At 71.0% G+C, this 21,452-nt stretch carries 17 protein-coding genes and 1 tRNA gene; 13 read left to right on the forward strand and 5 right to left on the reverse strand.

All coding sequences use genetic code 11. The annotated features are described in order from the left end of the window. The first annotated feature begins 47 nt into the window (after positions 1-47). From lysS to cls, 3 genes are all read left to right on the forward strand, one after another. Positions 48-1,562 carry a lysine--tRNA ligase gene (lysS, locus tag ACR9ZG_RS00005; RefSeq protein ID WP_481282763.1) on the forward strand — a complete coding sequence of 505 codons (1,515 nt, stop codon included), beginning with the start codon at positions 48-50 and terminating at the stop codon, positions 1,560-1,562. A gap of 60 nt (positions 1,563-1,622) precedes the next feature. Then, the gene (locus tag ACR9ZG_RS00010) at positions 1,623-1,796 is read left to right on the forward strand and encodes a hypothetical protein (protein WP_481282764.1); all 174 of its coding nucleotides are present in this window, start codon (positions 1,623-1,625) and stop codon (positions 1,794-1,796) included. An 84-nt stretch (positions 1,797-1,880) separates the two neighbouring features. Next, complete coding sequence (gene cls, locus ACR9ZG_RS00015) at positions 1,881-3,344, forward strand: cardiolipin synthase (RefSeq protein ID WP_481282765.1); 1,464 nt, start codon at positions 1,881-1,883, stop codon at positions 3,342-3,344. A gap of 32 nt (positions 3,345-3,376) precedes the next feature. Here cls and ACR9ZG_RS00020 read toward each other — a convergent pair whose 3' ends face one another. After that, a complete protein-coding gene (locus ACR9ZG_RS00020) occupies positions 3,377-4,360 on the reverse strand; it encodes a pirin family protein (RefSeq protein ID WP_481282766.1) in 984 nt (327 codons plus the stop codon). 44 nt (positions 4,361-4,404) lie between these two features. On the opposite strand from ACR9ZG_RS00020, the gene ACR9ZG_RS00025 reads away from it, so the two are divergent. The 4 genes from ACR9ZG_RS00025 to ACR9ZG_RS00040 all read left to right on the forward strand — a co-directional run bounded on the left by ACR9ZG_RS00025 (position 4,405) and on the right by ACR9ZG_RS00040 (position 8,805). Then, positions 4,405-4,842 (forward strand): hypothetical protein, encoded by a 438-nt coding sequence (locus ACR9ZG_RS00025; protein WP_481282821.1) that lies wholly within the window; start codon positions 4,405-4,407, stop codon positions 4,840-4,842. A gap of 115 nt (positions 4,843-4,957) precedes the next feature. Continuing rightward, a complete protein-coding gene (locus tag ACR9ZG_RS00030) occupies positions 4,958-7,483 on the forward strand; it encodes an ATP-dependent Clp protease ATP-binding subunit (RefSeq protein WP_481282767.1) in 2,526 nt (841 codons plus the stop codon). A 92-nt stretch (positions 7,484-7,575) separates the two neighbouring features. Next, positions 7,576-8,091: an amino-acid N-acetyltransferase gene (locus ACR9ZG_RS00035; RefSeq protein ID WP_481282768.1), complete on the forward strand. Its 516-nt coding sequence runs from the start codon at positions 7,576-7,578 to the stop codon at positions 8,089-8,091. Between the two features lie 45 nt (positions 8,092-8,136). Then, the gene (locus tag ACR9ZG_RS00040) at positions 8,137-8,805 is read left to right on the forward strand and encodes a hypothetical protein (RefSeq protein WP_481282769.1); all 669 of its coding nucleotides are present in this window, start codon (positions 8,137-8,139) and stop codon (positions 8,803-8,805) included. 83 nt (positions 8,806-8,888) lie between these two features. Here ACR9ZG_RS00040 and radA read toward each other — a convergent pair whose 3' ends face one another. Further along, positions 8,889-10,250 (reverse strand): DNA repair protein RadA, encoded by a 1,362-nt coding sequence (gene radA / locus ACR9ZG_RS00045; protein WP_481282770.1) that lies wholly within the window; start codon positions 10,248-10,250, stop codon positions 8,889-8,891. Positions 10,251-10,452: 202 nt separating this feature from the next. Between radA and ACR9ZG_RS00050 the strand changes: the two genes are divergently transcribed. Beyond that, positions 10,453-11,454, forward strand: coding sequence for an alpha/beta fold hydrolase (locus ACR9ZG_RS00050; protein ID WP_481282771.1), 1,002 nt, complete (start codon positions 10,453-10,455; stop codon positions 11,452-11,454). A 168-nt stretch (positions 11,455-11,622) separates the two neighbouring features. On the opposite strand, the gene ACR9ZG_RS00055 is transcribed toward ACR9ZG_RS00050, so the two are convergent. After that, complete coding sequence (locus tag ACR9ZG_RS00055) at positions 11,623-12,576, reverse strand: SGNH/GDSL hydrolase family protein (RefSeq protein ID WP_481282772.1); 954 nt, start codon at positions 12,574-12,576, stop codon at positions 11,623-11,625. Positions 12,577-12,685: 109 nt separating this feature from the next. Here ACR9ZG_RS00055 and ACR9ZG_RS00060 point away from each other — a divergent pair. The 5 genes from ACR9ZG_RS00060 to ACR9ZG_RS00080 all read left to right on the forward strand — a co-directional run bounded on the left by ACR9ZG_RS00060 (position 12,686) and on the right by ACR9ZG_RS00080 (position 19,414). After that, positions 12,686-12,775: transfer RNA gene (locus ACR9ZG_RS00060), tRNA-Ser, on the forward strand. Between the two features lie 261 nt (positions 12,776-13,036). Next, a complete protein-coding gene (locus tag ACR9ZG_RS00065; protein ID WP_481282773.1) occupies positions 13,037-14,086 on the forward strand; it encodes a family 43 glycosylhydrolase in 1,050 nt (349 codons plus the stop codon). Continuing rightward, a complete protein-coding gene (locus ACR9ZG_RS00070; protein ID WP_481282774.1) occupies positions 14,083-16,506 on the forward strand; it encodes a glycoside hydrolase family 3 N-terminal domain-containing protein in 2,424 nt (807 codons plus the stop codon). Before ACR9ZG_RS00065 ends, ACR9ZG_RS00070 begins: the two co-directional genes overlap by 4 nt. A gap of 79 nt (positions 16,507-16,585) precedes the next feature. Beyond that, a complete protein-coding gene (locus ACR9ZG_RS00075) occupies positions 16,586-17,803 on the forward strand; it encodes a multidrug effflux MFS transporter (RefSeq protein WP_481282775.1) in 1,218 nt (405 codons plus the stop codon). Positions 17,804-17,887: 84 nt separating this feature from the next. Continuing rightward, positions 17,888-19,414, forward strand: a complete 1,527-nt coding sequence (locus ACR9ZG_RS00080) for a glycoside hydrolase family 43 protein (protein WP_481282776.1) — start codon at positions 17,888-17,890, stop codon at positions 19,412-19,414. On the opposite strand, the gene ACR9ZG_RS00085 is transcribed toward ACR9ZG_RS00080, so the two are convergent. Continuing rightward, a complete protein-coding gene (locus ACR9ZG_RS00085) occupies positions 19,371-20,381 on the reverse strand; it encodes a LacI family DNA-binding transcriptional regulator (RefSeq protein WP_481282822.1) in 1,011 nt (336 codons plus the stop codon). The two genes, ACR9ZG_RS00080 and ACR9ZG_RS00085, sit on opposite strands and share 44 nt — an antisense overlap. Positions 20,382-20,430: 49 nt before the next feature. Beyond that, positions 20,431-21,423, reverse strand: a complete 993-nt coding sequence (locus ACR9ZG_RS00090; RefSeq protein ID WP_481282777.1) for a sugar-binding transcriptional regulator — start codon at positions 21,421-21,423, stop codon at positions 20,431-20,433. Positions 21,424-21,452: the final 29 nt, after the last annotated feature.

A 21,452-nucleotide genomic window follows, 5' to 3' on the forward strand; every position in this document is an offset into this window, starting at 1 on the left:
CCACCACGCCCCGCCTCCCACCGCCGCAGCACCGAAACGGACCAGACATGACCGACGCGCACGCCCCCGCGACCGAGCTCTCCGACGCCGAGATCAGCGAGCAGAAGGCCGTCCGGCTCGGCAAGCGCGAGCGGCTGATCGCCGAGGCGCAGGACGCAGGAGGCGGCGCCTACCCCGTGCAGGTGCCGGTCACGACGACCATCCCGGCCGTCCGCGAGCAGTGGGGCCACCTGGCCGCCGACGAGCAGAGCGGTGAGCGGGTCGGCATCGCCGGCCGCGTCGTGCACCTCCGCAACACCGGCAAGCTGTGCTTCGCGGTGCTGCAGTCGGGCGACGGCTCGCGCATCCAGGTGATGGTGTCGCTGGCCGCGGTCGGCGAGGAGTCGCTGGCGCGCTGGAAGGAGCTGGTCGACCTCGGTGACCACCTCTTCGTCTCCGGCGAGGTCATCTCCAGCCGCCGCGGCGAGCTGTCGGTGATGGCGGACGCGTGGGAGATCGCGGCCAAGGCGCTGCTGCCCCTCCCGAACCTCCACAACGAGCTGAGCGAGGAGACGCGGGTGCGCTCGCGGTACCTCGACCTGATCTCGCGCGAGCAGGCCCGCAAGACCGTGCTCGACCGCGCGAAGGCGGTCGCGAGCCTGCGGACGACCTTCGCCGACCGCGGCTTCACCGAGGTGGAGACGCCGATGCTGCAGGTGATCCACGGCGGCGCCTCCGCCCGCCCGTTCGTCACGCACTCCAACGCGTTCGACACCGAGCTGTACCTGCGCATCGCGCCGGAGCTGTACCTCAAGCGCGCCGTGGTGGGCGGCATCGACCGGGTCTTCGAGATCAACCGCAACTTCCGCAACGAGGGCGCCGACTCCACGCACTCGCCGGAGTTCGCGATGCTGGAGGCGTACGAGGCCTACGGCGACTACAACTCCATCGCCGACCTGACCCAGACCCTGATCCAGAACGCCGCCCAGGCGGTCTCCGGCTCGCACACCGTGACCTGGGCCGACGGCACCGAGTACGACCTCGGCGGCGAGTGGGACCGCATCCGGATGTACGACAGCCTCTCCGACGCGATCGGCGAGGAGGTCACCCCCGAGACCCCGATCGAGCGGCTGCGCGAGCTGGCCGCCGACGCGGGCATCGAGATCGAGCACCCCCTCGCCGGCAAGTACGTCGAGGAGCTGTGGGAGCACCACGTGAAGGCCGACCTCGTGCGCCCGACCTTCGTCATGGACTTCCCCGTGGACACGAGCCCGCTCGTGCGCGCCCACCGCTCGCGCGAGGGCGTCGTCGAGAAGTGGGACCTCTACACGCGCGGCTTCGAGCTGGCGACCGGCTACTCCGAGCTGGTCGACCCGGTCGTGCAGCGCGAGCGCTTCGTCGAGCAGGCCCGCCTGGCCGCCGCGGGCGACAACGAGGCGATGCGCCTCGACGAGGAGTTCCTCCGCGCGCTCGAGTTCGGGATGCCCCCGACCGGCGGCATGGGGATGGGCATCGACCGCCTGCTCATGGCGCTCACCGGCCTGGGTATCCGCGAGACCATCCTGTTCCCGCTGGTCAAGTGAGCGCGGGCCTGGGAGGTGCCCGGCGCCCCTCCCAGGCGCACACGGTACGATGGCCGCATCATGGGTGAGGTCATCAGCGGAATCGTCTGGGCGCTCGCGCCGACCGTGCTGGTCGGGCTGCTGTTCTGGCTGATCATGCGCCTGATCGTGCGCGCCGACCGCAACGAGCGCTCCGCCTACGCCCGGCTGGAGGCCGAGGAGCGGGCCCGGCGCGGCCTCGCGCCCAAGCCGTAGTCCCGCCGCACTCCGCTACGGTATCCCTGGGAGGGTGCTGACGCTCCTCTGGACGAGGTCGCGCACGCGACGGAGGGGAGCGGGGTGGACGCGGGTTTCCTGACCACGGCGATCGTCGTGCTCCTGCTGCTGCTCGACTTCGTCATCCGCATCGTCGCCATCATCGTCGTCCCCCGCAACCGCAAGCCCACCTCGGCGACCGCCTGGCTGCTCGCGATCTTCCTCATCCCGTACATCGGCGTGCTGTTCTTCCTGCTGATCGGCAGTTACAAGCTGCCGAAGCGGCGGCGCGAGAAGCAGACGCAGATCAACGAGTTCATCATCCAGAGCACCGAGGGCATCGAGCGCGTGCGCCGCGACCACCCCTGGCCGCCGTGGCTGGAGGGCGTGGTCGAGCTCAACCGCAACCTCGGCGCCATGCCCCTCGTCGGCGGCAACCGGGCGAGCCTGAACGGCGACTACGACGCCTCGCTCGCGGCGATGACCGAGGAGATCCGCCGGGCGAAGCGGTACGTGCACGTCGAGTTCTACATCCTCACGCTCGACAAGACCACCGCCGCGTTCTTCGACGCGATGGAGGAGGCGGTGCAGCGCGGCGTGACCGTGCGCGTCCTGCTCGACCACATCGCGTCCCTCCGCACGCCCGACTACAAGCGGACGATCCGCCGACTGACCGCGATGGGTGCGAAGTGGCAGCTGATGCTGCCGGTGCAGCCGCTGCGCGGCAAGTACCAGCGGCCCGACCTGCGCAACCACCGCAAGCTGCTCATCGTGGACGGCCGGGTGGCGTTCATGGGCTCGCAGAACGTGATCGACCGCAGCTACAACAAGAGGTCGAACATCAGGCGCGGGCTCAAATGGAAGGAGCTCATCGTCCGGCTCGAGGGGCCCATCGTCGCCGGTCTCAACGCGATCTTCATCACCGACTGGTACAGCGAGACGGACGAGCTGCTGCGCCGCGAGACCGAGCCGATCACCGACGAGCCGGCCGAGGACGAGCTGGACATGCAGGTCGTGCCGTCCGGCCCGGGATTCGCTGGCGAGAACAACCTCAGGCTCTTCCTCGCGCTGCTCTACTACGCGCAGGAGCGCATCGTCATCACGTCGCCGTACTTCGTCCCGGACGAGGCGATGCTCACCGCGATCACCACGGCGACGCAGCGCGGCATCGCCGTCGACCTGTTCGTCTCCGAGATCGGCGACCAGGCGCTGGTCTACCATGCGCAGCGGTCGTACTACGAGGCGCTGCTGCGCGCGGGCGTGCGGATCTACATGTACAAGGCGCCGTACATCCTCCACGCCAAGCACTTCACGATCGACGACGACGTCGCGGTGATCGGGTCGAGCAACATGGACATGCGCTCGTTCCAGCTGAACATGGAGGTCGTGCTCATGGTCCGCGGGCGCTCGTTCGTCGAGCAGCTGCGCCGCGTCGAGGACGGCTACCGCGAGAGCAGCCGCGAGCTCACCCTCGACGAGTGGATGCGCCAGCCGCTGCGCTCGACCGTGCTCGACAACCTCGCGCGGCTGACATCGGCCCTGCAGTAGCGCCCGCGGCGGCGGTGTCAGCAGCTGCGGTGTCAGCCGCGGGGCTTCAGGCGCACCGTCGGGAGGGCCGGGGCGGGCAGCGCGCCGCCGTCGTACCCGCCGACCGTGCCGAAGCGACCCTCCGGATCCTCCGCGTCGATCACGTCCCGCTGCCACTCGGCGCGCGCGGCGACCACCTCCTCGTGGCTGCGGCCGATGAAGTTCCACCACATGACGATCTGCTCGCCGAGCGGCTCGCCGCCGAGCAGCACCAGCCGCGCGGGGCCCGCGGCGCCGGACTCCAGCACGACGGAATCGCGACCGGGGCACAGGTACGCCAGGTGGGCGACGGGCGTGGCGACCCCCGCGACCGTCACGTCACCCGCATCCACCAGCACGCCGTGCTCGAACGACGGGTCGAGGGGCACCTCCACCCGCCCTCCCGGAGGCAGCAGCAGCTCGGCCCCGACCAGCGGCGAGAACACCGTCGCGTCGGTGCCGCTGCCGGCGAGCGAGCCGACGAAGGTGCGCACGGTCGCGTCGCCGAGCAGCGCGGGCACCGGCTCGTGGTGCTCGAAGAAGGGGGCGACGTCGCGGGAGGCCGCGGGCAGCGCCGTCCAGAGCTGCACGCCGTGCAGGCGGGTCGTCTCCGGGGTCGACACCTCCGAGTGGCTGATGCCGTGCCCGGCGGTCATGAGATTCAGCTCGCCCGGGCGGACGAGCGCGTGGCTGCCGACGCTGTCGCGGTGCTCGACCTCGCCCTCGAAGAGCCAGCTCACGGTCTGCAGGCCGGTGTGCGGGTGCGGCGGGACGCGCATCCCACCCGTCTCCGCCACGTCGTCGGGGCCGTAGTGGTCGATGAAGCACCAGCCGCCGATGAGAGACCGCGCACGCTGGGGGAGGGTCCGCCGCACGGTCATCGCGCGCGGGCCGCCCAGCGGCACCTCGCGCGGCTCCAGCAGCTCGACGCCGCGGTCGGCGACCACCGTGTCGGTGCCGGCCGTGACCTCGGCGGGATCCCGCTCCAGGTTGCTCATAGGGGCATCCTAGATCGGCTTCCTAGAATGGTCGCGTGCCCTCGATGATCGCCCGCCCCGCCGCCGCCCGTTCGGGTGCCGCGGTCGCCCTCGCCGCGCTGACCATCGTCGCGCTCGCCGGGTGCTCCGGAGGCGGCCCGCAGAAGAAGCCGGTCGAGGACTACAACGGCGAGCCCAAGGGAGTGCAGGCTCCGCCGAGCAGCGCAGGAGGCGCCTCCTGGGCCGCCTGGCTGCCCGACGCCGACCGGTTCGGCATCGTGCTCTACGGCAGCTCGACCTGCCCGCCGAAGGTCCAGTCGATCGCGGTCACCGGCGACAACCAGCTCAAGGCGACCCTGGCCCCGGCGCCCGGCGGCGTCTGCACCCACGACTACGTGCCGCACACCACCGTCTTCGACACGCCGGAGGGCGTCTCGGACGGCTCCGACGTCTCGATCGTGCTCCCGGACGCGACCCTGACGCTTCCCGCCCGCCTCGGCTGAGAGGCCGCCGAACACCGTCACGCCCACGGCGAACAGGGGCGGTCCCGGCGGGGAGCGGTGGTTACTCTCTTTGTATCGACGCCAACCCCTGCATCGGCGTCGACGAGGAGTAGACATGTTCGAGAGATTCACCGACCGAGCCCGCCGCGTCGTCGTCCTGGCCCAAGAAGAGGCCAAGATGCTCAACCACAACTACATCGGGACGGAGCACATCCTGCTCGGCCTGATCCACGAGGGGGAGGGCGTCGCAGCGAAGGCGCTCGAGTCGCTCGGCATCTCGCTCGATGCGGTGCGCGAGCAGGTCCAGGACATCATCGGCCAGGGCCAGCAGCAGCCGACCGGGCACATCCCGTTCACCCCGCGCGCCAAGAAGGTGCTGGAGCTGTCGCTGCGCGAGGCCCTCCAGCTCGGCCACAACTACATCGGCACCGAGCACATCCTGCTCGGTCTCATCCGCGAGGGCGAGGGCGTCGCCGCCCAGGTGCTCGTCAAGCTCGGCGCGGACCTGAACCGCGTGCGCCAGCAGGTCATCCAGCTCCTCAGCGGATACCAGGGCAAGGAGCAGGTGCAGGTCGGCGGGAACGATCAGACGACCGCGCAGGCCGGTAGCCAGATCCTCGACCAGTTCGGTCGCAACCTCACGCAGGCCGCTCGCGACAACAAGCTCGACCCCGTGATCGGGCGCGAGAAGGAGATCGAGCGCGTCATGCAGATCCTGTCGCGCCGCTCCAAGAACAACCCCGTGCTGATCGGCGAGCCCGGCGTCGGCAAGACCGCCGTCGTCGAGGGTCTCGCCCAGGCGATCGTGCGCGGCGACGTGCCCGAGACGCTGAAGGACAAGCAGCTCTACACGCTCGACCTCGGCTCGCTCATCGCCGGCTCCCGCTACCGCGGCGACTTCGAGGAGCGCCTCAAGAAGGTCACGAAGGAGATCCGCACCCGCGGCGACATCATCACCTTCATCGACGAGATCCACACCCTCGTCGGCGCGGGTGCCGCAGAGGGCGCGATCGACGCGGCCAGCATCCTCAAGCCGCTGCTGGCCCGCGGCGAGCTGCAGACCATCGGCGCGACCACGCTCGACGAGTACCGCAAGCACTTCGAGAAGGACGCCGCGCTCGAGCGCCGGTTCCAGCCCATCCAGGTGGCGGAGCCGTCCCTCCCGCACGCGATCAACATCCTCAAGGGGCTGCGCGACCGCTACGAGGCGCACCACAAGGTGTCCATCACCGACGGCGCGATCGTCGCGGCGGCCAACCTCGCCGACCGCTACATCCAGGACCGCTTCCTCCCGGACAAGGCCATCGACCTGATCGACGAGGCCGGCGCCCGCCTGCGCCTGTCGATCCTGTCGGCTCCGCCGGAGCTGCGCGAGTTCGACGACAAGATCTCGGCCGTGCGCTCGCAGAAGGAGGCCGCGATCGAGGAGCAGGACTTCGAGAAGGCCGCGTCGCTGCGCGACGAGGAGAAGAACCTCCTCGGCGAGCGACTGCGCCTCGAGAAGCAGTGGCGCTCGGGTGACGTCAAGACGACCGCCGAGGTCGACGAGGGCCTGATCGCCGAGGTGCTCGCGCAGGCGACCGGCATCCCGGTGTTCAAGCTCACCGAGGAGGAGTCGGCCCGCCTGGTCTTCATGGAGAAGGCGCTGCACGAGCGCGTCATCGGCCAGGAGGAGGCCATCGCGGCCCTGTCTCGGACGATCCGCCGCACCCGCGCCGGCCTCAAGGACCCGAAGCGCCCCTCCGGCTCGTTCATCTTCGCCGGCCCGACCGGTGTCGGTAAGACGGAGCTGGCGAAGGCGCTCGCCGAGTTCCTGTTCGACGACGAGTCGGCGATGATCTCGCTCGACATGTCGGAGTACGGCGAGAAGCACACGGTCTCCCGCCTGTTCGGCGCCCCTCCCGGGTTCGTCGGCTTCGAGGAGGGCGGCCAGCTCACCGAGAAGGTCCGCCGCAAGCCGTTCAGCGTGGTCCTGTTCGACGAGATCGAGAAGGCGCACCCGGACATCTTCAACTCGCTGCTCCAGATCCTGGAGGAGGGACGTCTGACCGATGGCCAGGGTCGCGTGGTCGACTTCAAGAACACCGTCATCATCATGACCACCAACCTCGGCACGAAGGACATCTCGGGCGGCCCGGTGGGCTTCCAGATCGAGGGCGACACGCAGACCGGCTACGACCGGATGCGCGGCAAGGTCTACGAGGAGCTGAAGAAGAACTTCAAGCCGGAGTTCCTGAACCGTGTCGACGAGATCATCGTCTTCCCGCAGCTCAGCAAGCCCGAGCTGCTGCAGATCGTCGACCTGTTCATCAAGCGCCTGTCGACCCGCCTGCTCGACCGCGACATGACCATCGAGCTGACCGTCCCGGCGAAGGAGCGGCTGATCGAGGTCGGGTTCGACCCGACGCTCGGCGCCCGCCCGCTGCGCCGCGCGGTCCAGCACGAGATCGAGGACCGGCTCTCGGAGAAGATCCTCCACGGCGAGCTGAACGCCGGCGACCACGTGCACGTCGACTTCGCCGACGGCGAGTTCGTGTTCACGACCACGGCCCGCAAGGAGCCGATCGGCGCCGGCGTGAACGCCACCGCCGCCATCGGCACCGGCCCGGCCACGCCGGACCTGGCCGCCTCGGGCGACTGATCCGCCGAGTACGCAGTTTCTCCACCTGAAACCGCCGAGTACGCAGACTTTCTGCGGACTCGGCGGTTTCTGCGTGTCGGTAGGGTTGAGGGGTGAGTGGCGAAGGTTCCGGTTTCCACATCCGCCGCGCGCGGACCAGCGATGTCGCGCGCATCCAGGAGCTCGTGGAGCCGCTCGTGCAGCGACGCATCCTGCTGGGCAAGGAGAACGTCACCCTCTACGAGGCCGTCCAGGAGTTCCGGGTCGCCGAGGACGACGAGGGCCACCTCATCGGCTGCGGCGCCCTTCACGTGATGTGGAGCGACCTGGCCGAGGTGCGCACCCTGGCCGTGTCGGAGGAGTGGCTCGGCCGCGGCGTCGGCCACGCCCTCCTCGCCCGGCTGGAGGACGACGCCCGCGAGCTGGGCCTCAGCCGGCTCTTCTGTCTGACCTTCGAGGTTCCCTTCTTCCAGCGTCACGGCTTCGAGGACATGGGCGCCGAGACCGTCGACCCCGCCCTCTACGCCGAACTCGTCCGGTCGCACGACGAGGGCGTCGCGGAGTTCCTCGACCTCGCCCGCGTGAAGCCCAACACTCTGGGAAACACGCGCATGTTGAAGCGCCTCTGAGCGCGTTGCGCCGGTGACGGCCTCCGGCGCCGCTATTCTTCGGGGATGTCGACGTTCAAGAATCCTGTCGGCCCCCAGCCGAGCGGCGTCTATTGGCGCCGCCGGCTCATCGTCCTCCTCGGCCTGCTGGCCGTGGTCGTGGTCATCGTCCTGATCGTGGTGCGCCCCGGCGCCTCGAACGGCGAGCCTGCCTCTGCCCCGACCGGCTCCACCTCCTCCACCTCTCCCGCCCCGGAATCGACGGACGCCGCGTCCGGCTCCGGCGGCGAATCCACCAGCATCCCGACCGAGAGCACGACCGCCAGCGGCAACATCTGCAACCCGTCCGACGTCACGGTCGAGGCCGTCACCGACAAGGACGTCTATGCCGCCGGCGAGCTGCCGCAGCTCTCCGTCGCCATCACCAACACCGGCTCCGCCGCCTGCAAGATCGACGCCGGAACGGCCCAGCAGTCCTTCACCGTCACGAGCGGCTCCGAGGTCTACTGGACGTCCACCGACTGCCAGACCGACAAGGTCGATGCCGAAGTCCTCCTCCAGCCCGGCAAGACCATCTCGTCACAGACCCCGATCACCTGGGATCGCACCCGCTCCGACCCCGCCACCTGCCAGGCCGCCCGTGAGCAGGTGCCGGCAGGAGGCGCCTCCTACCACCTGCAGACCGAGGTCGCCGGCATCACCTCGGCGGACACCAAGCAGTTCATCCTCCAGTGATCCTCCAGTGAGCCGACCTCGCGCTGAGCTCGGCTGACCGGCCGCGTCAGAACGCCGCGCCAGAGCGCCGCTTCAACGCCGCGTCAGAACGCCGCGTCCAGCTCCCGCTCCCGTTCGGACGAGGCCGCAGCGAACCCCACCCGTAGCGCCTCGCGGATCGTCGCGCTCCTGTCGTCCACCCGGGTCGCGAAGCCCAGCCGCCCCGCCTCCGCCGCCCGCTGCTTGCCGCTGCTGACCGGCCGGATCTCGCCGGCCAGGCTGATCTCACCGAACGCCGCCAGCGTGTGCGGAATCGCCCGGTCGGTCGCCGCGGAGGCCACGGCGAGGGCGATGGCGAGATCGGCGCCCGGCTCGGTGAGCCGCACCCCGCCGACCGTCGAGACGTACACGTCCTTGTCGCCGAGCTTGATGCCCGCTCGTCGCTCGAGCACGGCGAGCAGCATGGCGACGCGGGACGCGTCCACGCCGTTGGTCACCCGGCGCGGGTTCGGAGCGGCCGTCGCCACGACGAGGGCCTGGACCTCGACCGGGAGGGGACGCCGCCCCTCCATCGCCACGGTGACGCAGGTGCCCGAGACCGGGGTGGAGCTCCGGCTCAGGAAGAGCCCGCTCGGGTCGGGCACCTCGACGATGCCGTCACCGGCCATCTCGAAGCAGCCGACCTCGTCGGTCGGGCCGAACCGGTTCTTGAGCGCCCGTATGAACCGCAGCGCGGTCTGGCGGTCGCCCTCGAACTGGCACACGACGTCGACCAGGTGCTCCAGCAGTCGCGGGCCGGCGATCGACCCGTCCTTGGTCACGTGGCCCACGAGCAGCACGGGCAGGTCCCGCTCCTTCGCCACGCGGATGAGGGTGCTGGCGACCTCCCTCACCTGACTGGGTCCTCCGGCGAGCCCCTCGCCGTTGCTGCTCGACACGGTCTGCACCGAGTCGACGATGACGAGCGCCGGCTGCACGGCGTCGATCTGCCCGACGATGGTGGCCAGGTCGGTCTCGGACGCGAGATACAGCTCGGCGTGGATCGCGCCGGTGCGCTCGGCCCGCATGCGCACCTGGTTGACCGATTCCTCCGCGCTGACATAGAGCACGCGCGTGCCCTCGCGCGCCGCCCGGGCGGCGACCTCGAGGAGCAGCGTCGACTTGCCGACGCCCGGTTCTCCGCTCAACAGGATGGCGGCGCCCGGTACGACACCACCCCCGAGCACCCGATCGAACTCGCCGATGCCGCTCGGCCGGCGCGCGACCGAGTCGGCGCCGATCTCCGTGATCGCCCGGGCGGCCCGGGACGCGTCGATGGTGACCGGCTTGAGCGCGCGCAGGACGCCCGTCGGCGCCCCGACCTCGGTGAGGGTGCCCCACTGCTGGCACTCGCTGCAGCGCCCCGCCCACTTGATGGCGGACGCCCCGCATTCCGTGCAGCGGAAGCTCGTCTGGGCTTTCGGCATGGCACCTCCTCGATCGGGTTCCACCCTACGGGCGGCCACCGTCATCGCCCGGCCGGGGACGGGCGATCCGTGGAGAAGTCGCGCCGTCGGGCGACTGTGGAGAACATCGCGCCGGTTCTCCACATCCGCCTCCCGTCGCGACTTCTCCACCGATCACAGATCGCCGCTTCTGCTCGCAAATCCGCGAGAGCACAATGGCGCCATGTCCAATCTGACCTTCACCCTCCGCAGCGGACGCCGCCTGGGCGTGACGACCCTCGGCGATCCGGACGCCGAGCGGATCGTCGTGCTCTGTCATCCTGCGCCCGGCTCATCGGTGTTCGATCCCGATCCCGACGTCTCCTCCACCCGCGACGTCCACATCATCGCGATCGACCGCCCGGGCTACGGCTCGAGCGAACCGTGGCCGCCCGGCACCTGGCCCAGCATCGCCCAGGCGGCCGACGACATCGCGGAGTACCTGCGGGCGATGAACACGACCGAGGGGCAGCTCGGCATCCATCGCCCGCGGCAGGTGGGGGCAGCGGGGTGGTCCGCTGGCGGCCGGGTCGCGCTCGCCCTGGCGGCGCGTCATCCGGAGCTGGTCGATCGGGTCGCCGTGATCGCGACGCCGGCACCGAACGACGCGGTGCAGTGGATCCCCCCACACCTGCAGGAGGAAGTCGAACGCCTGGCGGCACTGCCGCCGGACGACGCCGTCCGCACGCTGTCCCGGATGCTGCAGGGCCAGGCGGACGCGGTGACGGCCGCGGACGCCGCGGAGGACATGCCGTTCGACGCGGTGGGGGTGAGCGCCGTCGATGAGCGGGCTCTGGCGCTTCCGGGTGTCCGCGACCGGCTGGCGCGGATGCTGAGGGACGCATTCCGGCAGGGTCCGACCGGGGTCGCGGCCGACATCCTGAGCTACACGGCGCGGCCGTGGGGATTCGAGCCGGCCGACGTCCGGGCGAAGACGCTGGTGATCGCCGGGCAGGGCGATCCGATCGCGGGGAACGCGCACGCCGCCTGGTACCAGCGGCAGCTGCCGAACGCGCGCCAGGAGATGATGCCGGGCGTCGGGCACCTGGTGGTCGTGCCCGCGTGGGGACGGGTGCTGTCGCACCTCGCGCCGGGGTCCGGAAAGAAGCGCGGGGCAGCGGGCTCGGACGTGGCAGCCGGCTCGGGCGGAGGAGAGGGGGTCGAGCAGGAGGACGCCATGCGGTGAGGCGGTGCGTGAAGGGGGCGTCGGAGCGCGCACACTCCACGATTGCGGGAGGGCTCGGGCAGGCAGCGGGTGTGCTCGGGTGGTCCGCGGGTGCGCTCGGGTGCGTCCAGGCGGTCGGCGGGGGCGCTCGGATGCGTTCAGGCGGTCGGCGGGTGCGCTCGGATGCGCTCAGGCGGTCGCTGATGCGGGAGGCGAGTCCGCTTCGTCGTCGCTGCCGGCGGAGCCGTCGCTTCCTGCGGAGGCAGCGCCTCCGGCGGCCGGGACGGCGGTGGTGACCGCGGCGCTCGCAGCCGTGGACGCGCTGGTCGCTGAGGCGGTGCCGGTGGCGGTGCCGGGGCCCGTGCCTTCCACCCTCCGGAGCGCTGGGCGACGGGGGAAGCGGGACAGGGCCAGCTCGACGACGGCGGGGAGGAAGGCGGAGGCCCAGACGCGGTAGCCGTGATCGTTGGGGTGGAAGAGGTCCTCGGCGAACTGGGTGAGGATGCCGCGGATGCCCTGGCGCTTCATCGTGTCGTGGAGCGGCACGACCGTGAGGCCGCGGACGGCGGCCTCCTCGCGGAGGATGGCGTTGGCGACAGCGACCTTGCGCTCGTTCCAGGGGAGGTAGAAGTCGGGCAGGTCCGCGACGATCGCGTGGTCGGGGATGGCGGCGAAGACGCGGCGGATGCCCGCGCGGAAGGTGATCGGGTCAAAGGCGGCGATGTCGTTGGCGCCGATCGCGACGGTGACGATGTCGGGGGCGTAGGTCGCGAAGCGGGGGAGCTGGTCGGCCACGGCGAGCGCGACCGTCGCCCCTGAGACCGACAGGTTCACCACGCGGACGGAGCGGCCGGTGGCCGAGCGGATGTGGTCCGCGATGACGCCGACATAGCTGTTCTTCGGCTGGGAGGCGCCGATGCCCTGGGCGGCGCTGTCACCGATGGCGACGTAGAGGATCTCACCCTCCGACTTCGCCAGGTCGCGCCACCACTTGGAGTGCACCGGAAGCGTCTCGTTGAGGCGGGCCCGGCCGGCCGCGACGGACGCGCGCTTCTGCTGGACGGCACTCCACGCCGCCGCGCCCGCGGTGGCGGCGGCGACCGTGGCCGCGGTGGAGACCAGCACCCGCTTCACAACGCTCATGCGCTGCACAGTACCCCGCGGCTCCCGGCCGCGGACTGTGCAGATCGTGGGCGCCTGCTGGGCGTCCGCCGATTGGCGAGGCTCGCCGCGATCGTCTACGATAGTTCGCGGTACCGTGTCCGAGCGGCCGAAGGTGCAACTCTCGAAAAGTTGTGTGGGTGAAAGCCCACCGTGGGTTCAAATCCCACCGGTACCGCCACGAAAAAGCCCCCGCGATCCCGATTTCACACCGGATCCGGGGGTTTTTCGCTGTCGCGAATCATCCACGCGGGATCGCGGAGACACCGGCGTTGCGCAAAAGCGCCCGGCCGGTTGGACGGCGTCGGCCAGGCTCCGGATACTGGAAGCGCCTCGTCGCCGCCGGCCGACCCCGGTGTCGAGGGCATCGAACCACGAAGTCCGGCAGTTCCGTCCGGCGCGGCGTACCGGCCGCTGCCCGAGCCGGTGGATGGAACTCACGATGACCCACGACACCCGTACCGCCATCACGCCGGGGCGGCCCTGGCTCGATACCGCCGGCAACCGGATCCAGGCCCACGGCGGCTCCCTCATCGAGGTCGACGGCACCTTCTACTGGTACGGCGAGAACAAGGAGCGCACGACCCCCGGAAGCGGGATCTGGCACTGGGGTGTGCGCTGCTACTCCTCGACCGACCTCTACAATTGGACGGACCTCGGGCTGATCATCCCGCCGGTGCTGGACGACGAGTCCTCGCCCCTCCACCCGGCCATGAGCATGGACCGGCCGCACATCGTGCGTCATCCCGACACCGGGCAGTTCGTCTGCTGGATCAAGGTCATGTCGCCCACGGGGCAGCGCTCGACCGTCCTGATCGCGGACGACATCCGGGGTCCGTACAGCGTCGTCCGCGCCGACATCAAACCGCTCGGGATGAACGCGGGCGACTTCGATCTGGTGATCGACCCGACCGACGGCAAGGGCTACTACTACTTCGAGCGCGTGCACAGCGAGCTGATCTGCGCCGACCTCACACCCGACTACACCGACGTCACCGGGTACTACTCCACGCACTTCCCGCGGCTCCAGCCTCCGTACGTGCGTGAGGCGCCGGCCTACTTCGAGCGTGGCGGGCGCCATTTCCTCATCACCTCGGGGACGACCGGCTACTACCCCAACCCGTCGGAGGTCGCGACCGCGCCGAGCTATCACGGCCCGTGGACCGTGCTCAACGACCCGCACCCCACCGACTCCTCCCGGACGTCGTTCCAGTCGCAGGTCAGCTCCGTCTTCAGACATCCCCACAAGGAGGACCTCTACATCGCGCTCGCCGACCGCTGGCTGCCGCGCTACGAGGAGACGAGCGAGGCGGCCGTGCGGATGCACGCCGACCGCTTCCGGCCGATGGGCGGCCACGTCGACGGCGACTGGCCGGAGCTGACGGAGATCGACACCTCCATCGCGGACTACGTCTGGCTCCCCTTCCGCTTCACGGACGACGGCGCCTTCCTGGACTGGCACGACGAGTGGCGGATCGAGGACTACGCGTGAGCATCGCCACGACCACGACGTCCTCGTGGAGCGACCCCGGTCTCGATCCTGCGGAGCGGGCCGAGCTGCTGCTCGCCGAGCTCACCCTCGACGAGAAGATGGCGCAGGTCTCCTGCTACTTCCCGGCCGACATCACCGACACGGCCGACTTCGCCGAGCGGTTCCCGCACGGCATCGGCGAAGTGTCCTGTCTGGAGGCGCGGTCCGCGCGGACCCTCGACGAGGTGACCGCCTTCCAGCACCGCGTCCAGCGCGAGGCGATGGCAGGGTCCCGTCTGGGCATCCCCGCCATCTTCCACATGGAGGGGATGTGCGGCGCGTACCTGCCCGGAGCGACGAGCTTCCCGTCCGGACTCGCGCGGGGCGCGGCCTGGGACGTCGACCTGGAATGCGAGATCGCCGAGATCGTCGGCCGCCAGGAGCGGGCGCTCGGGATCACGCACACCCTCGCGCCGGTCCTCGACGTCTCCCGCGACCCGCGCATGGGACGGCACGGTGAGAGCTACGGCGAAGACCCCACCCTCGCCGCCGCTCTGGGCGTCGCGGCCGTGCGCGGGCTGCAGCGCGCCGACGCCGACGGCCGCCGCACCGAGGCGGTCGCCAAGCACTTCATTGGGTCGCACCACACCGAGGGCGGCATCCACGGCGCCCACAGCGACATCCCCGACCGCCTGCTGCAGGAGGTGTACGGCAAGCCCTTCCAGGCGGCCATCACCGAGGCGGGGCTGCTCGGCATGATGCCGTCGTACAACTCCGTCGCCGGTCAGCCCGTCTCCGCGTCGGCTCGGCTGCTCACGACGCTGCTGCGGGAGCAGATGGGCTTCGGCGGCCTCGTCGTCTCGGACTACGGCGCCATCGGCAACCTGCACGAGGTCCAGCACGTCGCCCCGTCGCTCCCCGAGGCGGGAGTCGCGGCGCTGCGCGCCGGTGTCGACGTCGAGCTGCACGTGCCGCAGGGCTTCGGCCCGGAGCTGCGCGACCGGTTCACGGAGGGACGCGCGGACATCGCCCTCCTGGATCGCGCGGTCAGGGCCGTGCTCGCCACGAAGTTCCGGATGGGCCTGTTCGAGCATCCGTTCGCCCCCGAGGCCGCCGAGCGGGATGCGCGCTTCGCAGCGGTCTCGGACGGCAGGGTCTCGCTGCAGTCGGCACGCGAGTCGATCGTGCTCCTGCGGAACGACGGCGTGCTGCCGCTGGCCGGAAGCGTCAGCAGGATCGCCGTGATCGGTTGTCACGCCGCGAGCGCACGGTTCTTCTTCGGCGGTTACACCCACTACTCGATGGCCGAGGGCAAGTTCGCGGTGCACACGTCGATGGCCGGCCTGACGGGACGGAACGACGACCGCTCGGTCGCCGCCACCGTTCCGGGAACGAGCATCGAGGCCTCCGACGGGCCCGAGTACGAGGCGTTGCTGCAGCAGCAGAAGCCCGGCATCCGCACCCTCCTCGACGAGCTGCGCGCCCGGTTGCCCGAAGCCGAGATCTCCTGGTCATACGGGTACCCGATCGCCGGCGCCGACGCCTCCGGGCATGCGGAGGCCATCGCCCGCGCGAAAGAGGCCGACCTGGTCCTCCTGACGCTCGGCGGGAAGCACGGCACCGCCTCCATCGCCTCCATGGGAGAGGGCATCGACGCCACCGACATCACCCTCCCGCCGTGCCAGGAGGAGCTGATCCGCGCGCTGGCCGACCTCGACGTCCCGCTGGTCGGCGTTCACCTGGATGGCCGGCCGATCTCGAGCGACGCGGCCGACACCCACCTCAGCGCCATCATCGAGGCGTGGAGTCCGGCCGAGTCCGGGGCGGAGGCGATCGTCGACGTCCTGACGGGCTCGTACAACCCGAGCGGCCGCCTGCCGGTCAGCGTCGCCCGCAACGCCGGCCAGGTCCCGATCCACTACGCGCACCCGTACGGCTCCGGCTGGCACCAGGGCGCCAGCGTCGGCTTCGCGGACTACGTGGATGCGCCGCACACCCCGCGCTACGCGTTCGGGCACGGGCTGACCTATACCGCCTTCGAGTACTCGGGGCTGCGCCTGTCGCAGCGGGAGGTCGACCCCTCCGGATCGGTCGAGGTGGCGTTCACGCTCACCAACACGGGGGAGCGGGCCGGCGTCGAGGTCGTCCAGCTCTACGTCCGCGACCGGTACGCCTCCCTGTCCCGCCCGGTCCTCGAGCTGGCGGGTTTCCGCCGCGTCCGGTTGGAGCCGGGGGAGAGCGCCGACGTGTCGTTCTCGCTGGCGATGAGTCAGCTGGCCCTCCTCGACTCCGAGCTCCGGTGGCGGGTGGAGGCGGGTGACGTCGACGTCCTCATCGGCGCGTCGTCCGACGACCTCCGACTCGCCGACGCCATCACGATCACCTCCGACCGGCTGGTTGACGGGGCCTCGAGGGCCTTCTACGCCGACGCCGGCGCATGAGACTCCGCGCATGACGCGTCGTCATGACCCTCCTCCGACGCGGGTGAGCCCGGCCCCGGCCGCCGGGCGAGCCGGCGTTATGGTCCCTTCACGCGCCGATCCCCGCCGGCGGTGGGTCATGGTCGTGGTGCTCGGGGCGCTGACGATGCTCGGTCCCTTCACGATGGACCTCTACCTGCCGGCGTTCCCGGAGGTGCAACGGGACCTCTCCGCCTCGCAGGCGGGCGTGCAGCTCACCCTGACGGCGACGGCCGTCGGTATGGGCGTCGGGCAGATCCTGGTCGGCCCGCTGAGCGACGCGCTCGGCCGACGGGTGCCGCTCCTGCTCGCGACGAGCCTCCACGTGCTGGCGAGCTGCACCGTGGCGCTCGCGCCCGACATCGCCACCGTGTCGGCCGCGCGCTTCGGCCAGGGCCTCGGCGCTGCGGCCGGGTCGGTCGTGACGGTGGCCATCATCCGCGACCTGTTCGGCGGCTACCGCCTCGTCCGCATGCTCGCAGCCATCGCGATGATCGGCGGCCTCGCGCCGATCGTCGCCCCGGTGCTGGGGTCGCAGCTCCTCCTGCTGATGTCGTGGCGCGGGGTGTTCTGGCTGCTGGCCGCCTTCGGGCTCGCGATCGTGATCGCCTGCGCGGTGGCGGTCCCCGAGACGCTGCCGGCGCGCGGGCGCGGCGGCGGCGAGCGGGTGACGATGCTGGCCAGGGCGCGCGTCATCCTGGCCGACCGCGTCTTCGTCGGCGTGGCCGTCATCGCGGCGATGGTGTTCGCCTCCGTGATCACGTACCTGTCGATGTCGCCGTTCATCTTTCAGGACGGCTATGGCCTGGACCCTCAGCGGTTCGGTGTGGTGTTCGCCGTCAACGCGCTCGGGCTGCTGGGCGCGACCCAGCTCTCGGCGCGGCTCATGCGATGGTGGGAGCCGGCGTGGATGCTGGCCGGCGGGCTCACCGTCATGCTCCTGAGCGGTGCGGCGCTGCTGGTGCTCGGCCTGGTGCATGCACCGTTCCTGGGCGCCGCGGCCGCGAGCTTCGTGTTCGTCTCGGCCTCCGGGTTCGCCAATCCGTGCGTCTCCGTCCTCACCCTCAAGGATCACGAAGGTCGTGCGGGAACGGCGGCCGCGATCACGGGATTCGCGAACTCCATCATCGGAGGCGTGGTGTCCCCGCTCCCGAGCCTGCTCGGGGGAGCGGGCGCCGCGAGTCTGGGCATGGTCGTCCTGGCGGCGATGATCGTCGCCCTGCTCGCGCTCTGGCTGGTCGTCCGGCCGTGGTCCGTGACACGGCTGAGCAGGGACTGAGGTTCGCGGGCCCCCTCGGGCCGACGCATTTTGCGCAACAGCGGATTCCCGGCTGGACGGGCGCGACCGTCCCCTTCAGGCTCTATGGCTATGCACCCCATCCTTCCGGGCTTCTACCCGGACCCGACGATCTGCCGAGTCGGAGACGAGTACTACCTGGCGAACTCCAGCTTCGAGTACTTCCCCGGCGCCCCCCTGTTCCGCAGCGACGACCTGCTCGCCTGGACACAGGTCGGCAACATCCTGGATCGTCGCAGCCAGTTCGTACAGGGCGTCGAAGGCCCCTCCACCGGCATCTACGGGTCGACGCTGCGCCACCACGGCGGGCGGTTCTGGTTCATCACCACCAACGTCAGCGACTTCGAACACGGCCAGGTGATCGTGAGCACCACCGATCCTGCGGACGGGTGGAGCGATCCGGTCTTCGTCCCGGAGGCCGTGGGCATCGATCCCGACCTGTGCTGGGACGACGACGGGACGTGCTACCTGACCTGGAACGCGCTGAACTTCGAGGACAGCGGGCGCGGCATCCGCCAGGCGCCCGTCGACCTGCGCACCGGGCGACTCCTGCGGCCGGACTACGCGGTCTGGCAGGGGACGGGGATGGTCGCTCCCGAAGGCCCGCACCTGTACCGCATCGGCGATCACTGGTACCTGGTGCTCGCCGAAGGGGGGACCGAGCGAGGCCACAGCGTGACGGTCGCACGGTCCAGCTCGCCGGCTGGCCCGTTCGAGCCGTGCCCCTGGAACCCGGTCTTCACGCATCGCAGCAGCGGGCATCCGGTGCAGAACGTCGGCCACGCCGATCTCGTCCAGGCGCCGGACGGGCGCTGGGCGGCCGTCTACCTGGGCGCCCGGCCGAGCGGCTCCACCCCCGGCTTCCACGTGCTGGGCCGCGAGACGTTCCTGGCGGGCATCGATTGGGTGGACGGGTGGCCGGTCTTCGACGAGAACCGTTATGCGGTCGGGCAGGTGGACACCTCCTTCGTGGAGGACTTCTCCGCTGCCGTCCTCGCCCCGGCATGGGTGAGCCCGGGAGGCGACCCCGCTGCGGTGGTCGCACCCGTGCCCGCCGGCGGCGCCCGCCTGCACGGCGGGGACGGATCGGACTCGGCGTTGCTGTGCTTCCGGGTACGGGACCTGCGCTGGCTGGCCGAGGCGCGATTCCTGCACTCCGGACGCTTCCGGGTCCGCATCGACGACCGCCACTGGTACAGCCTGGAGTGGCGGGAGGGGGAGCTCACCGCGACCGCCCGCATCGGCGACACGACGTCGGAGGTGGGCAGAGCCAGGGTGGGGTCGCACACGGTCTCTCTGCTCATCTCGAGCGTGGCGGCGAGCTCGCCGCCGGCGCCATTCGGGCATGGCGGACCGGATGACATCGTCCTGAGCTACCGCGACGACGCGGGGGTGCACGCGCTGGCGCGACTGGACGGCCGGTACCTCTCCACGGAGGTCGCCGGCGGTTTCACCGGGCGCATGCTGGCGCTGGGCGCGGCCGACGCCCGAACGATCGTCCGGTCGGTGCGCTACTCCCCGCTGCACGCAGCAGACGACGGAGCTGCCCTCAGTCCCGAGGTCGAGGCGGAAGCGTTGACTCGCGCACGATGAGCCTGGTCGCGAGCTCGATCCGCTCGAAGTGCTCCTGCTCGCGGACCCGCAGCTCGCTCACCAACTGCACCGCCCGCTGGGCCATCGCCTCCAGCGGCTGGCTGACGGAGGTGAGCGCCGGCGTGGCGAGGGCGGCCCGCGGCTCGTCGTTGTAGCCGACCACGCTCACGTCCTGGGGGATCCGCAGCCGCAGCTCCCGAGCTGCCCGGCACACGGCGAGCGCCATCTCGTCGTTGCAGGCGAAGACCCCGATCGGGGTGTTCGCCTCGGTCAGCGTGCGGCGCAGCTCGGGGGTCACCGCCGCGTCCGACCACGTGGAGTCGATCCTGCTGATCGGGACATCGCCGCGGGCATCGGCGATCGCGGAACGGAATCCCTCCTCGCGGGTCCTGCCGAAACGGAAGGCGGGCGTCCCGCACACCACGGCGAAGCGCTGGACGGCCGTGGAGGCCAGCAGCACGCCGGCATCATAGCCTCCCTGCCAGTCGGTGGTGCCGACGCTCGCCAGCTGCCCGTGGGGATCGGACTGCGGATCGAGGAGCACGATCGGGATGCGGGCCAGAGCCAGCTCGTCGAGCTGCCGGGTCGTCGGGCGGATGATCCCGAGGATCACGCCGGACGGCCGCCGGCGTGCCACCCGGGCCGGCCAGTCGTCGGCGGGGTCGTCGCGCTCCAGCGTGAGCACGAGATCGAACCCGTGATCGAAGGCGCCCTGACGGGCGCCGGCCACGATCGCGTCGGTCCAGGCGTCGTCGAAGCTGCCGAGGACGAGCTCGATCAGCCGGAGGTCGAGGGTCGTCGGGCGGCCCTTCGCCGTCTGTCCGGCGTCGTAGCCCAGCTCGCTCGCCGTCCGCAGGACCAGGTTGCGCGTGTGCGGCTTCAGGTCACCCCGACCGGTGAGAGCACGCGAGGCGGTGGAGACGGAGACGCCGGCCGCCTTCGCCACGTCGGTCAGCGTTACCCTCATCGATGCCACCGGTCGATTCTCCCTTACCGGCGCGGATCCGCGTCCCGGCTCACCCGTCGGCGAGCAGCTGCAGCGCCGTCGCCCGGTCGGTGATGAGGATGTTGATCCAGCCGCCGAGCACCGCTCCCCGGATGGCCGCGTGCTTGCGCTCGCCGCCGGCGATCCCGATGCGGCGGGGGATGGCGCGCAGCGTCTCGCTGGTGATGCCGAGCACCCGGTCGTTCAGGTCGGTGCGGACGAGCTCGCCGCCCTGGTCGAAGAAGCGGAGGCAGACGTCGCCGACGGCGCCGGCCGCGTGGAGCGCCTCCGTCTCGGTCTCGTCGACGGCGTTGCCCGACGAGGCGAGCAAGGTGGAGGGCTCGAGCGCGCCGATGCCGGCGAGGAGGACGTCGAGGTCGCGCCACTGCTCGGCCATGGAGCCCAGGTAACGGTCGTCCATGAGGGCGTCGCGCGCGGCCTTCGAGCCCACGATCCCGGGGGCGGGGAAGAAGCGCGGCGTCGCTCCGGTGACGCGTGCGAACTGGTCGGCGAGGTGGTTGGCCTGCACCTGCACGTCGGGCCGGCCCACGCCGCCGAGGACCTGCACGACTTCGCGGGAGACGCGGACCGGGCCGATCGGGGCCATCGAGTTCACGGTGGCCAGCAGCGTCTGGGACCAGGAGGAGATGCCGATCCGCTCCGCCGTCGAGAGGGCGCTCTCGAGGTAGGTGGCGGCGGCCGACCCGAGAGCGGCGAGCATCGACAGGTCGTCCGCTGCGATCGGCTCGGCCACGACGGCGTCGATCAGCCCGAAGCGCTCGGTGAGGGCCTCCTCGATGTCCGCGTAGAGCCCGGCGGGGGAGACCACCACCGTGCGGACGATCCCCGACTCCGTGGCCTGCTTGAGCAGCCGCGACACCCGGGACTGCGAGAGGTTGAGCCGCTCGGCGATCTCGGGCTGGCGCAGTCCCGCCTCGTGGTACAGCTTCGCCACCTTGGTGACGAGCGAGAGCCGCTCGTCGGCGAACGGTGCGGGGGAGGCGGGACTGGCCGGATCGGTCATGGCGCCAACTCTAGCTGCGGGCGGGAGGA

This window comes from Leifsonia sp. KNZ12-8B (genome assembly GCF_056755495.1).